A 15,652-nucleotide genomic window follows, 5' to 3' on the forward strand; every position below is an offset into this window, starting at 1 on the left:
AATGACCAATGACCAATGACCAATGACCAATGACCAATGACCAATGACTAATGACGAAATCTGATCCCAATCGATTTTTACGGCGTTTACCCTTGGTAGTTGGGGGTTTAGGTGCTGTACTTTTGTTGATTAATCGGTTGTTAACACCGGAACTGACAAATTCTCAAGCGCGAGGGGATGTGTTGGGAGTGATTTTGAGTGCGGTGTTAATTTTAACAGGTTTAATTTGGCAGCAAGTACAACCGCGATCGCCTGATAAAGTAGAACTAATTGGGGAAGAAGGTTTTTTCTTAGCGCCAGATTTATCAGAAACCGTGAAAACAGAACTAGCTTGGGCATCTCGTTTATTATTGACTAATACAGTGACGCGATCGCTCATAATTTACTATCAAGGCCAAGTTTTGTTACGTCGCGGTATTCTGGCTCCTAAATCTGAAGTCATCCCAGGAATCATCTTAAAACGAGTCCTGGAAACACAAAAGCCAATTTATCTAGTTGCTTTATATGTGTATCCAGGCAAAATAGAATTTGATTATTTACCAGAAAATACACAAGGTGTCATTTGTCAACCAATTGGCAAAGAAGGTGTCCTGATTTTAGGTGCTAACGCTCCCCGTAGTTACACTAAACAAGACGAAAACTGGATTGCGGGTATTGCTGATAAATTAGCTGTAACACTGGGTAATTGGTAATTGGTAATTGGTGATAAAATCCCTGTTTTCATCCTGTTCATCCTTTAATCCTGGATATCCTGATTCAGACAATAATTATGCAAATTATTTACTGGTTATTAATAGCTGTCATGCTCGTAGGTGTGATTGGTGCTGTTGTTCCTGCAATACCTGGAAGTAGCTTAATCTTAATTGCCATTATCATTTGGGGAATCGTCAGTACTTCCTTTACAGCCATTAAGATTCCCCTGATTGTGACAGTAGTTGTCCTACTTCTGAGTATAGGAGTTGATTTCCTAGCTGGCTACTTGGGTGCTAAACAAGCCGGTGCTAGTAAATGGGGACAAATTGGTGCATTTGTGGGTTTATTTTTAGGATTTTTTGGCTTATTGCCAGCTTTACCCTTTGGTGGACCGCTCTTAGGAGTGTTACTTGGTCCGCTTTTAGGTGCAATTATCGGTGAATATCTTTATCAAAAAGATTTAGGAAAGGCAGTTAAAGCTGGTATAGGAATTACTGTAGGAACGTTAGTAGGTAATTTGCTTCAGGGTTTATTAGCAGTGGGTGCGGTAATAATTTTTCTATGGACAACTTGGCCACAGGTATATGGAGGTTAGGTTTTGATGATAAAACTCGTTAAGATTATGCGGGGCTTACTATGCAGAATCTCCTTTCCATAAACTATGTCTCTCAATGATGGGTTTAACAAAAGACGAACTGATATCACCCAGGTAATCAGGTACGTTTAAGATAATTTGCATTGGAGGTAACTCTATCTCGATTAGTGTGGTTCGTCCGATCAAATAAGCGATCGCTATTGCTCGAAGTGACATGAGACAATTTGCTACAATTCCATGTAAATTCATTCTATGGCTCAAAACCGCTATGACTTTTGAGAAACTGCATGAACAATTATTAATGCTTCCTGAAGATGATCGTTGGGAATTAATTAATATCTTAATGAAATCGCTGCGGTCAAAAGCTTCATTGACCGTCAAATATAAGGGTATTGCGTCAAGTTTGGTAGGCATTGCGAAAACTGATGCACCTACCCCTACGGATGAAGAGGTTAAATCTATTTTAGAAACAAGGCTTTTGCAGAAGTAATGAAAGTCTTGTTTGATACGAATGTTTTACTAGATGCGATATTGGCTCGTGTTCCCTTTGTCGAAAATGCTGCATTGACATTAAGTTTTTATATATCTACCAAATTGTCTGAATAACTGATAACGCTCGGATTTTATAATTTTTCGTGACTAGAGGTAAACTAAGATGTAATGCTGTAGCAGCAATAATACGATCGCCCATTTCGGGAACTGTAAGACGTGGAATTTTTGCCAGAGATTCAGCTACTGACTTATCTAATAAAGCAACAACTAAACTTGCATCTGAATCACTAAGAGTTTGTAAAAGTTGTTCTAAAGCAGCTTCGGGAATTTTATTTTTCTCAGTAAGATAGACTATTTCCACGATTTAAATTGCGGATATATAAATTGGATTGCCGCTATTGATAGCACCATCAAGAGCGATCGCTGCTTCGGTTGATAATTTTTCGGGGCTTCTTAAATACCAAATAATTGTATGAGTATCGGCAACCACTGCACTCATAGCTCAACATCCTTGGGGAAGTTTCCCCACATTTCGTGTTTTGCTTCAGTTATTTCTTGTTCTGTAATTTCAAATTTCAAGTTTGCCCACATTCCTTTAATATTTTTACGGGGTTTAGAGGTAGCTTTGGCTTTGAGATTTTGAATAAATTCTAGAACCTCTTTTTGTTTGTCTAGCGGCAAAACTCGCCAGTTTTCTAAAAGTAGTTTCTCTGTATTCATTGTTGTTTTCCTTGATTTATTGCGGAGTGGGTTTTAATATTATACAAAATCTTAAGGCGATCGCTCATTTTGAGATCCGAAGGAGAATCAAAACCTTCTACAGTCAGCGCATGATAAATTTATTTAATACTACCAAGTTGCTTGCGTTCAAGAATACGTTCGAGGAGGTTAAATTGCAGAATTTTAGCAGTTACCCGCTCTTCTGGAGTTAGTGGCATAATTATCCCTTCTTCTAGGCGAAAATGATCAGACCATTGTTGTAGACGGGGATTAAAAAAGGCAGTTAGTTGTCCTGTTTCAGGGTCAATTGAAGCAAGATCAGTTCCTTTGAAACGGTTACAGCAAGGACAGGATAAAGCTAGATTTCCAGCTTCAGTTATGCCATCATGTTTTTCAGCAATAATGTGTTCCATCTCAAATGCAAAGAGTGAAGCCGTTTGAGGAAATTGACAATACTCGCATTTGTTTCCAGCCCGTTGGGTTACTAGCCGACGTAAAGTAGCTGATACATAACTCATGCTACTGTCTGTAAGCGTTTATAGGCGTGAGCTTTGGCTAAACGTACCCAATGTTCTAAAAGCAAGTAGCGATCGAGTTCTACCTCCTCTGGACGGGAAAGAGTGCCGGATTTATTGCGATCGAGTAATTCACTCATGCGGGCTTGTAAAGCAGGTGTAGGTCGAATGGCGAGAATTGTTTCTGGGCTGGGTTGACTGGCAAGCAGTTCAACAATTTGACTATCATCTTGGTAAGGGATGGTTTCTGTGGGTGTGAGTTCACCAACGGCGCGATCTAGGGCTTCTGGGAGGCGATCGCCTAATTGTTGCAGTTTTTCACCCAGGCGATCGGGTACGTTTAAGATAATTTGCATTTGCGGTAAGTCTATATATGGGAATTAGTTTTATTTTACTAGTTGGGTGAAGCGAACTGCTTGCAGCAGCGCTAGTTCCCTCCGGGACGCTCCGCGAACGCTATCGCTCATTTTGAGATCCAAAGGAGAATTAAAGCCTTAATCGCAAGTTCCAAATGATGATGGTAAGGTAGTTTCTAGAAATAAATTTACAGCTATTAGCTTTTTACTGCCCTCTCTTTTACCCATTGTTTTAAAAGAGGAATTTCAAAATCATATCCTGTATTGATTTTTTGTAAAATATGATAACGCAACAAGCGAGTTAAGACCTTTTCTGCAATTGGAGTATTAATAGAAATTAAATTATCCGTCTTGGCAACTTGTAATAATAATTCTTGACCAATTGCTATTTCTTCTTGGTTTGTGCCTGTAAATTCTGTCCAAATATTCGTAAAATAAGGTTGACCAGAAGTAAATGCCTCATTAATAGCAGCTTGCAAAAGTTCAGGAGTAATTAAATCAGTACGGTTAAAGTTAGCTTGATTCACCATTGATGCGCCCAATAATTGCAAGCAGTAAGGGTGACAACTGGTAAGTTTTAATAGTTCTTCTACAATGCCTGGAATGTAACGCATTTTAAAAGCTGGGTCTGGATTCAGCAGTAATTCCTCGGCTTCGCTAGGTTCAAGATAAAGCATTTCTATCGGCACAACGCTGATGAAATAGCTGCTCCAATTCGGACCTAATTCTTCTAAAGTTTGCACACCCGAAAAGAGAAAGCCGAGTTGTTCATAATGTTGAATTAAGTGGCGTAGTTGATCAAATAAACGTAAACTTATTTGTCGGTTTTCAATAGCAGTACCAATTTTTTCAAATTCATCAAGGTTGAGAAGGATGCGCCGTTCTCCAATTTGGTCAAGTGCTTCATCTAACCAATCTTCTAAAGTGGTATAGGGACTATTTTGGAATTTGTCGCGTTTGGGAACACTTGGTAATTTAACTCCTTGACTTTTGCAGTCTTTATGAATTGCACGGACTAAGCCATAACAAAAATCTGATTCTTTGGTAGTGATAGCAGAACTTTGCATATCTACAAATACAGGGAGGATATCACTAGGAAGCAGACGAGGTAAGTTATACAAAAAGGAAGTTTTGCCACAGCGTCGGGGTCCATGTAAAACTAGAGTTGGACGGTCACGGTTGAGAACTCGACGCACAACTTCATCGGCAAATTTCTGACGACCTTTAAATAAATCTTTTTGATTCAGTCGCACCAGATTTCCATATTGGAAGGGGTTAATTAGTTCACCTTGAGATAGTTTACTTTGTTCACTTTGTTCCAGTTCAATTACCCTTTGCCAACGTTCTATAACAGGTTTCCAACGTTTAATGGCTTCGTTTTTAAGTCCCAGTGCTGGTAATTGAAGTTTTAACAGAGCCAGATTATTATTGATGCGTTCTAATCCTCGTTCTCGTAAGGCTATATTCTGGTTTTCCAGTGCAGAGTGAATATCACTCACAATAGTTTGTAAGCGAGGAAGCAAGATAGAAAGTTCCGGTTTTACTTTTGGTAATGGTGTATCTGGTATAGGTGTATCATTATCTCCATCAAGGTGATAAAAAGGAGAAATTAGCAAAGATAAAATAGGATGATCTGAGTTAGCAGTGAAGAGTAGTTCGGGAATACTTTGAATTTGTTTAAATTGATCAGCAATAATTTGTGGTAAGGCATTTTGTACAGTGATTTGAAATCCTGGTAAGGAAAAAGTTTGGATATGTTGAAATATTTTTAAGGACTGTGAAGGATTGTGATTAAATTCAGAAATGATCAATTTATCATGGTTAGGTAAAAGTAGCCATAGAATTTCACTGGTATAGGGAGGTAATTTATCAATTATTTTTAATTTTGGTGTTAAGAAATGATTTAGAAGTGATGCAAAAAAACTAATACTAGCAAATAAAAAATAATCAATAATTCTGTAATAACTAACTAAAGTGACAGGGATAACAAATGCTGCCAGCCATCCTAAATTTTGGGCAGAAAGAGCTACTAAAGTTACTGTAGTAGTGATAAAAACTCCTCGGTTTTTGGCTGGAGACATAGCAAAAGCTAGTAAAGCAGCAAAGGCTAAAAACCAAAGAATTGGTAAAGTAGTTCCTCCCGCCACGAATGCCGTCACTACAACCGCTACTCCGACCACCACTACAACCACTACTCCTGCCGCTACTCCTGCCGCTACTCCTCCCACGGCGAGTTCCACCACTCCTATCGCCACTCCGACTGCCACGAATCCCGCCATGAATCCCGCCATGACTCCTGCTACTCCTATCGCCACTCCGACTGCCACGACTATCACTATCACCACGACGGTCAGCACGACGGACCCCACGACGAGGGCCCCATCATTAATATTTTCTGCGAATAAAGATAGAAAAACGCCTGTGATTACAGTTAAGAACAATAGAAAGAACCAGTTTTGAGTAGCTAACCATCCACCTAACATCACACTGATTGTTCCTCCTCTCACGCTCACATTACGAGCCAGGGAAAGATTTTTTTGTTTTAAAAAATGTAAAAATAACCAAGTATTTAATGATAAAGATATTCCTAAAACGGCAAGAGATAAGCCAATTTGAGGTAAAGGAGGTAAAAATTTACTAGCTTCGTTTAATCCATCTAACCAGATATCAGGTTGTTGCAATATGACTATCCAATGAAATGGAAGCACCCAAACAAATTGAGAAAGTGGAAAAAGCGAAAATCCAAAATTAAGCCACAGAAAAATCACTAAACTGACAATATTCAGGACGAATAAACCCTAAAATAATATCATCCTTTATTACTTCTAATTCCAATAATATTGAGCGTGTTTTTTTTACGCTACTAACTATAATTTTTCTGTATTTCTCTAACTTATTCAATAGATATCTCCGAGAATTAAATGTGTGTGACTTGAAACCCTTGTAGGGGTTTTTTGTACAAACCCTCGAAAAGGGGGATTAGGGATTTTAAGTCAAAATCGCTCCACCCATTAACCGCGCATACCTATATTTCAACTCATCCTTCATCAATGGCCAACGCTCTAAACTCATATCCATATCAATTACCTTCTCTGCTGCTTGTCGCGCTAACAGCAAAACATCCTCATCTTCTACTAAACTAGCTAAAGTAAAATCTGCTACACCTGATTGGCGAGTTCCCATCACTTCCCCAGGCCCCCGAAAACGCATATCCATTTCTGAGATAAAAAACCCATCTTGGGACTGTTCTAACACCTTCAAACGTTGTTGAGCATCAGGACTTCTAGAACTGCTCATTAATAAACAATAAGACTGTGCTGCACCTCTTCCCACACGTCCCCGTAATTGGTGTAGTTGCGATAACCCAAATCTTTCCGCGTGTTCAATTAGCATTACAGTGGCGTTAGGCACGTCTACACCCACTTCAACTACAGTAGTAGAAACTAAAATTTGCGTTTCATTATCACGGAATTTGGTAATTGCTTCGTCTTTCTCTGCGGAAGTCATGCGACCATGTAAAAGTCCCACTTGAAAGTCAGGAAAAATGCTTTCTTGTAACTTTTGATGTTCATCTACCGCAGAACGTAAATCTAATTTTTCTGATTCTTCTACCAACGGTAAAACTACATATATTTGTCTGCCTTGGGCAACTTCTCGACGCATCAAATCATAAGCTTGGGGTCGTTGTTGACCACTTAACATTGTGGTTTGAATTTGTTGCCTTCCTGGCGGTAATTCGTCAATTTGGCTAACATCTAAATCTCCATGTACTGTTAATGCCAAAGTCCGGGGAATGGGAGTTGCCGTCATTGTTAATACGTGGGGTTGTTCACCTTTTTGTTGTAGCTTTGCTCTTTGTTCTACACCAAAACGATGCTGTTCATCAATAACAACTAAACCCAAACGTTGAAAATTAACTTTATCTTGAATTAAGGCATGAGTTCCTACTAATAATGGTAATTCACCTGTTTTTAATTGAGAGTGAATTTCTCGTCTCTTTGCTATTTTGGTCGAACCTGTTAATAGTTCTACGGGCAAATGTAGTAAATTAAACCAACTAACTAACTTGCGATAATGTTGTTCTGCTAATACTTCCGTCGGAGCCATCAATGCTGCTTGATAACCTGATTGAATTGCTGCCACAATCGCCACAACTGCAACCACTGTTTTTCCTGAACCAACATCACCTTGAACTAACCGATTCATCGGGGCAGGTTTTTGTAAGTCGGTGAGAATATCGTTGATAACTCTTTGCTGTGCGCCTGTGAGTTGAAAAGGGAGAATTTTGTGAAAATTGTCTAATAGTTGTCCTTTGGGGGTAAGAATGGCGCTGGTTTGAATTTCTTTGGCTTTTTTCTGACGTTGTAATAAGCCTAATTGGAGGTAGAAAAATTCATCAAATACTAGGCGGCGACGGGCTATTTTTAAGGTATCGCTATCTTCAGGGAAATGAATATTTGCGATCGCATCCTTCAATTCCATCAAACCATATTTTTTCCGCAAACCACTAGGTAAGGGATCTTTCAAATTTACCGTAGCAGGTAAAGCCGTAATTACTGCTTGACGTACCGTATTCGCCACCACTCCCTCAGTCAAGGCATAAATAGGCACAACCCGTCCAATAGTCAGCGAATCAATCGCATCTCCCGGACTTGCTAAAACTTCCAATTCTGGGTTATCCAGCGTTACACCATATTTACTAGCTTTTACCAACCCACAAGCCGCCACCATACTACCCACAGCATAACGGCGTTTGAGAGTTTCCTGCCAAGCACGACTACTAAACCGCGCCCCAGCATAAAAGCGCCCAACTTTAATTTGTCCTGTATTATCTTTCAGCATCAATTCTAAAATTGATAACTTCTTATTTTTCGGGCTAGTAAAACAATTACAACGCTTCACTGTCGCTATGATCGTTACCGTTTCACCTCCCTGCAATTCTTGAATATTCACCTGACGCGCATAATCAATATGATCACGGGGATAATAAAATAGCAAATCACGCACAGTATACAAATCCAAACGCGCCAAATTTTCAGCTTTTCTAATGCCAATTTCTGGCAATTCGCTGAGTTTTTGGTCAATTTTTGGAGCTAATCCCCGACTGACTTCTGCCACAATTGGGGTTGTGGGATTGAGAATTTTAAATTTTGATTGGGTATTAGAAGATTGATAATTAGTACTTTCAGCATTTCCCCCTATCTTTCTTTTCTCTTCCTCTTCCAGTTCTTGCTGTAATTGGTAGAGGTATCTTCTGACTTCTGCCACTAAGTGCTGTCTGACTTGTACACCCCAAGTTGGATATTCTGCAAATTGCATCGCTATTTGATGCCAGTGCGATCGCTCTTTTGGTGGTAAAGCTTGAGGGAATTTCCCAAAAGTCAAACTGAGAAATTCACTGAAGCGGTATTGCTTACCCACCAAATCCGTAAAACCATGTTCTGCCTCTACTGCCAAGGCTTTATGCAATCTTATCCAATCGGGTGTGTCATTAGTCATTAGTCATTAGTCATTAGTCATTGGTCATTAGTCATTGGTCATTGGTCATGAAAGTTAATTAATTTCTTCAATACTCAGAACTCAATACTCAGAACTCAGAACTCAATACTCAGCACTCAGCACTCAATACTCGGTACTCAGAACTCAGAACTCAGAACTCAGCACTCATCACTCTATTCAAACCAACTAGCACGCCATGCTGCTTCAGCTTCAGAAATTTTGAGTTCCCGTTGCTTTTTTTGATACTCTCGCCCCACCTTATTTAGCTGTACTAAAATATTACGAATTTGTTTGCGCCCTGACAACAGTGTGGTATCAGCAAATTCAATTTCTCCTAATCGCAAATTAATGGTTATCAGCTGGGTCACACTAGAATCCTCTGGTTCTTCCTCATTACCTATTTCAATTACTAAGTTTAATAGATTGGGTGGCCCAGGTATAACTTCAGCAGATGCTTCTGATGCTGCCGCTGCTGCTGCTAAAATCGGTTCTGGTAGTTTTTTGGGTAAAATCCCAGCTTTTTGGATTAAAAAGTTAGTATCATGGGAGACTTTTTTCAGCGTATCCTGAATTGCTTCCTCTATATCCTCATGCCATTGAACTAGTTCTATCGGGTTGGAAGGATCTAGGTATTTTGGATTTTGGATTTCAGATTCTGGATTGTCGTCAAGTTCCTCAACTGCTTCAGATTTTTCAACTTCTTCAGCTTTAAGATAATCTAGTAGCTGCACAGCTGCTTTTTGACCCAATTTGCGGATGCCTTGTTGCAATTGTTGCCGCTGATTTAGGGACAATTGGAGAAAGTTGTCAGAATATCCCTGGGTACAAAGGTGATAAACAGCCAAAATTAACTGTTTTTGTAAAGCTGCCCCCAAAATAGTTAAATAACTAACATAAATGCTATGGAGTTCTGTTGCGATCGCTCTAATCGCCTCTTTTAGCATGGTAATATCTTGTTCTATCCGCTCAATTGCTCTGACCATATCTTTTCGTTATTTTCCATTCTCTAACAAATTCACAAACACAGGATTTGAGATTTTCTACTACTTCTAGTGTACTGAATTCCAATAAAATACAGGCCAGCAAAGCTTGCTAGACCTGTATTTTCAGTAGTTATTAAGCAAATAAACAACTAACTAATGACTAAATTACTTAGCGCCCATTTGAGCCGCTACTTCGTCAGCAAAGCTCATTTCTTGCTTGTCAATGCCTTCACCTAGAACATAGCGGACAAAGCGATTGACTTTAATCTCTTCACCTACTTTAGACTTAACTTGCTTCACCAATTCTTCCACCGAGATACTTTGGTCACGGATGTAAGGTTGATCTAGCAAAGTGATTTCTTTCAGGCGTTTGTCAATCCGTCCTTGAACAATCTTTTCTTTGATGTTCTCTGGTTTGTTCCCCAAGTCATCCTTGCCCATTTCGATGTCTTTTTCTTTTTGGACAAATTCGGCAGGGATTTGGTCTATGGTGACATACTCGACATTAGGACAAGCCGCAACTTGCATTGCCGCATTCTTAGCCAAGTTTTGGAAATCTTCATTACCAGCTGCTGACTCAGTTTGGGCGTTCAGTTCAACTAACACCCCAACTCGGCCTCCAGTGTGAATGTAGCTGTCTACTACTCCTGCTGTACCTGCTGGTAGGGCAAAATTGACAAAGCGCCGTACTTGGATATTTTCACCCAAGGTAGCCATCGTTTCTTTGATAAATTCGTCAACGCTAACGCTGGATTTTTCAAGATAGGGTTGAGCCAGCAAAGACTCCACACTATCAGCAGTGGCTGCTTGTTGTGCCAGGTTCTTAACTAAAGATTTAAAAGCATCGTTACGGGCAACAAAGTCTGTTTGGCAGTTGACTTCTATAAGTACACCAACCTGACCACCGGACTGAATGTAGGTGTCTACTAGACCTTCAGCAGCAATGCGATCGCTTTTTTTACCCGCTGACGCAATACCTTTTTTACGTAGCCAGTCTACGGCTTCTTCTATATTGCCGTCAGTTTCTTTCAAAGCTTTTTTGCAGTCCATCATGCCAGCACCGGTTTTTTGGCGTAGCTCTTGGACGAGTTTTGCAGATATTTCCGCCATGTTGCCTCAATTCCTAACTTAACCTTGAATTATATTTGTTGCTATTAGGACTTACGCAAGTTTCACACCAAAAATTTATTGTAGGGTGTGTCAGACTGCATAAATCTAGTAACTAAACAGATTTTTGATATCTGACGCACCTTACCAATGTGCCAGTTGCGTAAGTCCTGGCTATGTAAAACCTAGATAAATCTAGACTTTACTTCTTACTTTAACAGGAGCCTAGCATGGGAGCGGTTATCCCACCCTGCGGTAAGCAAGCTACATTAAGCTTTTACGCCTTAGCTAGACGCAATAACGTAGCGTGAAGATGTAGAAGTCATAAGGTTAATGACTAGAAAAAACCCTATCTATTTCCAAACCGCAGTTATCACGTTAGTAAATCCTTTGGAATCAAGAAAGTTTTTCTTACTTGTATCCACAATTTAGAACAAGTTTTACTAGAGAGATACCAACTATCGGCAATTATTATTTCACTACCAAACTTTTTTAGTTTTATATTCTAACTAGATAGAGTTAAAAGCTAATAGCTTGAGTGACTTAATTGAGGATATGCCCAGAGAAGATCAAGAGTAGTCAATTTTTTTTATAAGATTATTGACTAGCTTTGTCTAGTTTATCGCTCGCTAGTAAATCTTTTAGGACAATGCAAAGGATAGAAATGAATTATGAAGGATGAAATCAATTTTTTTTAGTTTTCATCCTTCATTAGCTTATTGTTCCTCTTCTTCGCCGGTAGCTACTGCTTCAGGGTAATCACTTTCGTCGTAGTCGTAATCTCCCTCAGCACCGTCGTAATCGTCGTAGTCACCTTCTGCTTCTAACTGACCGTGACGACCTTCGTAAATAGCATCTGCTAATTTACCGACAATCAATTTAATTGATCTAATCGCGTCATCATTGGCTGGAATAGGAATGTCTACTACATCTGGGTCACAGTTTGTATCCAGCATGGACACAATAGGAATACCCAATTTTTCACATTCTTGAACAGCGTTATATTCCCGGCGTTGGTCAACAATGATCACAACATCGGGTACTTTCCGCATATTCTTAATACCACCCAAGTACTTTTGCAGCTTTGTCATTTCCCGACGCAGCATGGAAGCTTCTTTCTTGGGTAATAAATCTAGTGCGCCAGTTTCTTCTCGACGTTCTAAATCTTTGAGCCTATCTGCTCTAGTTTTGATTGTCGCCCAGTTGGTGAGCATTCCACCTAACCAACGTTGGTTAATGTAGTGAGAACCACAACGAGCAGCTTCTTGAGCAATAATTCCTGCTGCTTGGCGCTTTGTACCCACAAACAGGAATTTCTTCCCTTGCTCAGACTGCGATCGCATATAGTTGTAGGCATTATCCATCAACTGGGCAGTTTGTACCAAGTCGATAATGTGTACACCATTGCGAGAAGTGTAGATGTAGGGAGACATCTTTGGGTTCCAACGTCGGGTTTGGTGTCCAAAGTGAACCCCTGACTCCATCATTTGAGCCAATGAAACAACAGGCATTTTTGTAACTCCTATTCGGGTTAAACCTCCACCCAGGCGCATTTCCATAACAGAAACACCCGAATCCCCGGATGTGCGGAATTTTTTAATTAACTTTACTAGGGTAGCACAATCGTGGCGGCTGTGAGGGATGCTATATTTTTTTATCGCATCTACACAACTGAACACACCCTAATTACTAATCATGATTATAGTTTATTAGTAAGCGATTCTTTTCTGCTTCAGCCCCATTTCTTAGCCATTCAATCGGCTGCTCTGCTTCAATTTTATCGGGATTAACCCATATAATATCTTTGAGTTCTTCGATTTTAATAGAAGCTTCACTAAAAAACTTTCTCGCTGTATTATCATCCAGTGATATAACAATTTTATCTGTTGCTAGTGCTGCTTCAATCAAACATAAATCTTTAGTCATTTCTGCAATTCTTTTATCACTAACACTAGCAGCAATACTTTCTACTTGAGTCCATAAACTATCATTTATTAATACTTTCAAATAGTTCCACTTTTTCTTGGCTACCATTTGTCGTCGCCAAGTTAAAGCAAATCTTGATTGATGTTTATCCCATTCTTCTTTTATAGCTGGTGTCATCACAACTTGGTGGCAGATATCTAAAACTGCTAATAAAAATTGACGACAGTTAACTGATTGTGGGTAAGTAGCTCCTTCATCACCAGCAGAACGAGCCACGGAAGCATCAATTACCAACCGTTTAGAATTTACTTTAGCTCCCATGTATACCTTGCATTAAACGAGCTTCCGCAGCACTTAAATAACGGTTTTCTAGTTGTAGTGATACATCACCAAAATCTTCTGGCCAATCTCCAAAAGCGCCAGTTTCATCTAAATCAGCACTATTGACTCTTGTTGTACCATCTTCTTGGCGTGTAAACCAGTGCAGTTTTATTAAGTCTGGTGATAAATTACCTTCAGCAACTAAAGATTGAATTGCTAAAATTAATCTATCACTATGAGTTTCTATAACTACTTTTACTCCACGTTTTGCAGCATTTGCTAATATTTCTGCCATAGCCACTTGAGCGCGAGGATGTAAATGTGTTTCTGGTTGTTCAATATATACTAACTGTCCTGGTTCTGCTACTAGCAAAGCGACTAAAACAGGTAAAGTTTGGGAAACTCCAACGCCAACATCAGCAATATTGACCATATCATCTTTAGCATCAGAGTTTCGTGGTAGACGACCAACTCGAAGCTCGACTTGTGTATCATTAACTTGTTTAGCCTGAACTCTACAAGTTAGTCCAAGAGTCTCAAGCGCGTTAGCCAAATCTTGAAGACGTTTATCTTTAGGTTTCTGCCAGTGATTGATAATACTAGCAACGTAATCTTCAAATGTACCAGGAAATGCACTGCCGATAGCTGTTGTCTTATAGTTACGTTCAGGATTGCCTCTGAGTCCTGGTAGGTGTATTATTTCTCTAATATATCCACCAAAAATTTCAGTGTTATTAGGATAAGTAGAAATTAAAAATGTATTTCCAATAATCAATTTTTTGCTGTTTATTAAATCAAATAGTGCAAATTCAAGAAAGCATCTATTTCTGTCAATTATGAAAAATAATTTATCATTAACTACTTCTGTGTTCTTAATGAAATCATAAATTTCTTGATATTTTACTGGCAATATATTAACTATGTCTCCTGGCAATATGTCAGATGAAAGAGAAATTATTTTATCATTTTCTTCAACTATTGTTTCAATTAATTGAATTGCTTGTCTGGGGAATTTTCTAAATATATTCTTAACAGATTGGTGATTTTCTATCTCTACATGAATTGCGAACTTATCGTTACGTTCTCTACCAGGTACATTAGAAATTAATTGTTTTGCTGAGGTAAACTTAACATTAGCTCCACTGAGTAACAAAGCACCAGGATCATAAGTTGCTTCTAAAGTTTGTTTCATCAACAATAAAGGCTGCATGATGCTTGATTTTCCCGAACTATTAGCACCAGCAAGAATTGTTAACGGACGTACTTCTATACTGCATTCATCATAAAGTGATTTGTACCCACTAACGGAAATTCTTGTAATCCCTTTTACATTTTCTTTTTGATTGCCATTATTATAATTGGAATGATTCATAATTTTATTTTTATTATTTCAGTTGATTATCTCAATATTTTCATTATATTATTTTGTATTTCTCTCTCCGTGACTCTGCATTTCTGTATGAGAAAATCATTTATTCTGCATCTCAGCATAAGCCGCATAAACACCTTTGACATTATACCAATTCAAGAAAATTCGCGCAATTTCTAAAGCCAACTGCGGCTTACCCAAATCAATCAACCATTGCAAAAAAGGAGCCATCGTTCTTTCATTTAATCCCCCATTTAAAGAAAGAATCCCCCATAACAAACGATGAAACCAAGTCATTTGAATCATCATTTTTACTTCCCATGTAGGATGTTTTTGATAAAACAAGACTCCCATTCTTCCGCGTTGAATTTCTTGATCAATTAATTTGGGGATTTGCTGTAAGCTAAAAGCTGGATGCCAATGATAACCAACAGCTTCCGGACATTTAATTAGTTGTAAACCTAAATTTTTCAATCTGACACCTAACTCTAAATCTTCCCAGCCATAAAGTTGAAAGCCAGTATCAAATAAACCTGCTTTCTCTAACCAATGTTTAGGAATTGCCACATTACCTGTAGCGAAGAAAGCGGCAGAAAAATCTGTGATTTTATAGGGTTCTGCTGTGGGGTTGTCAAAATTGCAAGTGTTAATTACAGCACCATAGGTAAAAAAGCTGTCGTTTCCTAATTTTTCCCTTCCCTGCACTAAAGCATCTGTATGAGCTTGTAGGAAATTAGGTAAAACCACTAAATCACTATCAATAAAAATAATTGTGTCTCCCAGTGCCTTTTCTACCCCTAAATTTCGCGCAGCAGCGGGGCCAGCATGATTCTGTTCAAAACACTGGACATGGGGAAACTCATCTTTATGTTCTGCTAACCAATCTAACGTGCCATCAGTAGAACCATCATCCACCAAGACAATTTCATAACCTTCTATAGATGTTCCTGCCCTCAATTCCTGTGACTCCAAAGCGCGAAGGCACTTTTGCAAAATCGGCAAGCGATTGTAAGTGGGAATTACAATACTAAAAAACATAGTTTCACTCAAAATGCTATTACCCATATTTAGAATAT

17 protein-coding genes are annotated in these 15,652 nt (G+C 38.9%); 3 read left to right on the forward strand and 14 right to left on the reverse strand.

Going from position 1 to position 15,652, the window contains the following annotated elements; translation table 11 throughout:
- The first annotated feature begins 50 nt into the window (after positions 1-50).
- Positions 51-692, forward strand: a complete 642-nt coding sequence (locus VB713_RS21120) for a cofactor assembly of complex C subunit B (RefSeq protein ID WP_323313470.1) — start codon at positions 51-53, stop codon at positions 690-692.
- 77 nt (positions 693-769) lie between these two features.
- Positions 770-1,288: a DUF456 domain-containing protein gene (locus VB713_RS21125; protein ID WP_323313471.1), complete on the forward strand. Its 519-nt coding sequence runs from the start codon at positions 770-772 to the stop codon at positions 1,286-1,288.
- Between the two features lie 39 nt (positions 1,289-1,327).
- On the opposite strand, the gene VB713_RS21130 is transcribed toward VB713_RS21125, so the two are convergent.
- Complete coding sequence (locus VB713_RS21130) at positions 1,328-1,504, reverse strand: hypothetical protein (RefSeq protein WP_323313472.1); 177 nt, start codon at positions 1,502-1,504, stop codon at positions 1,328-1,330.
- Here VB713_RS21130 and VB713_RS21135 point away from each other — a divergent pair.
- Positions 1,503-1,778, forward strand: a complete 276-nt coding sequence (locus VB713_RS21135) for a hypothetical protein (RefSeq protein WP_323313473.1) — start codon at positions 1,503-1,505, stop codon at positions 1,776-1,778. The genes VB713_RS21130 and VB713_RS21135 overlap by 2 nt on opposite strands.
- 96 nt (positions 1,779-1,874) lie before the next feature.
- Here VB713_RS21135 and VB713_RS21140 read toward each other — a convergent pair whose 3' ends face one another.
- From VB713_RS21140 to VB713_RS21200, 13 genes are all read right to left on the reverse strand, one after another.
- Positions 1,875-2,141, reverse strand: a complete 267-nt coding sequence (locus VB713_RS21140; RefSeq protein ID WP_323313474.1) for a PIN domain-containing protein — start codon at positions 2,139-2,141, stop codon at positions 1,875-1,877.
- A gap of 3 nt (positions 2,142-2,144) precedes the next feature.
- Entirely contained in the window at positions 2,145-2,279 is a 135-nt protein-coding gene (locus VB713_RS21145; RefSeq protein ID WP_323313475.1) for a hypothetical protein, read from the reverse strand.
- Positions 2,276-2,500 carry a hypothetical protein gene (locus VB713_RS21150; protein ID WP_323313476.1) on the reverse strand — a complete coding sequence of 75 codons (225 nt, stop codon included), beginning with the start codon at positions 2,498-2,500 and terminating at the stop codon, positions 2,276-2,278. The genes VB713_RS21145 and VB713_RS21150 overlap by 4 nt, the downstream gene beginning before the upstream one ends.
- Positions 2,501-2,619: 119 nt before the next feature.
- Complete coding sequence (locus VB713_RS21155) at positions 2,620-3,018, reverse strand: HNH endonuclease signature motif containing protein (protein WP_323313477.1); 399 nt, start codon at positions 3,016-3,018, stop codon at positions 2,620-2,622.
- Positions 3,015-3,371 (reverse strand): hypothetical protein, encoded by a 357-nt coding sequence (locus VB713_RS21160; RefSeq protein ID WP_323313478.1) that lies wholly within the window; start codon positions 3,369-3,371, stop codon positions 3,015-3,017. The genes VB713_RS21155 and VB713_RS21160 overlap by 4 nt, the downstream gene beginning before the upstream one ends.
- 197 nt (positions 3,372-3,568) lie before the next feature.
- Positions 3,569-6,079 carry an AAA family ATPase gene (locus VB713_RS21165; protein WP_323313479.1) on the reverse strand — a complete coding sequence of 837 codons (2,511 nt, stop codon included), beginning with the start codon at positions 6,077-6,079 and terminating at the stop codon, positions 3,569-3,571.
- 280 nt (positions 6,080-6,359) lie between these two features.
- Positions 6,360-8,870 carry an ATP-dependent DNA helicase RecG gene (gene recG / locus VB713_RS21170; RefSeq protein ID WP_323313480.1) on the reverse strand — a complete coding sequence of 837 codons (2,511 nt, stop codon included), beginning with the start codon at positions 8,868-8,870 and terminating at the stop codon, positions 6,360-6,362.
- A gap of 173 nt (positions 8,871-9,043) precedes the next feature.
- Positions 9,044-9,853: a hypothetical protein gene (locus VB713_RS21175; protein WP_323313481.1), complete on the reverse strand. Its 810-nt coding sequence runs from the start codon at positions 9,851-9,853 to the stop codon at positions 9,044-9,046.
- A 165-nt stretch (positions 9,854-10,018) separates the two neighbouring features.
- Positions 10,019-10,963 carry a translation elongation factor Ts gene (gene tsf / locus VB713_RS21180; RefSeq protein ID WP_323313482.1) on the reverse strand — a complete coding sequence of 315 codons (945 nt, stop codon included), beginning with the start codon at positions 10,961-10,963 and terminating at the stop codon, positions 10,019-10,021.
- A gap of 713 nt (positions 10,964-11,676) precedes the next feature.
- Positions 11,677-12,471, reverse strand: coding sequence for a 30S ribosomal protein S2 (rpsB, locus tag VB713_RS21185; protein WP_323313483.1), 795 nt, complete (start codon positions 12,469-12,471; stop codon positions 11,677-11,679).
- Positions 12,472-12,649: 178 nt separating this feature from the next.
- Positions 12,650-13,207 carry a hypothetical protein gene (locus VB713_RS21190; RefSeq protein ID WP_323313484.1) on the reverse strand — a complete coding sequence of 186 codons (558 nt, stop codon included), beginning with the start codon at positions 13,205-13,207 and terminating at the stop codon, positions 12,650-12,652.
- Positions 13,197-14,579, reverse strand: coding sequence for an AAA family ATPase (locus VB713_RS21195; RefSeq protein WP_323313485.1), 1,383 nt, complete (start codon positions 14,577-14,579; stop codon positions 13,197-13,199). Before VB713_RS21195 ends, VB713_RS21190 begins: the two co-directional genes overlap by 11 nt.
- 96 nt (positions 14,580-14,675) lie before the next feature.
- The gene (locus VB713_RS21200; RefSeq protein WP_416242466.1) at positions 14,676-15,614 is read right to left on the reverse strand and encodes a glycosyltransferase family 2 protein; all 939 of its coding nucleotides are present in this window, start codon (positions 15,612-15,614) and stop codon (positions 14,676-14,678) included.
- Between the last annotated feature and the right edge of the window lie 38 nt (positions 15,615-15,652).

Origin of the sequence: Anabaena cylindrica UHCC 0172 (assembly GCF_034931625.1) — a bacterium.
Lineage (GTDB): Bacteria > Cyanobacteriota > Cyanobacteriia > Cyanobacteriales > Nostocaceae > Anabaena > Anabaena cylindrica_A.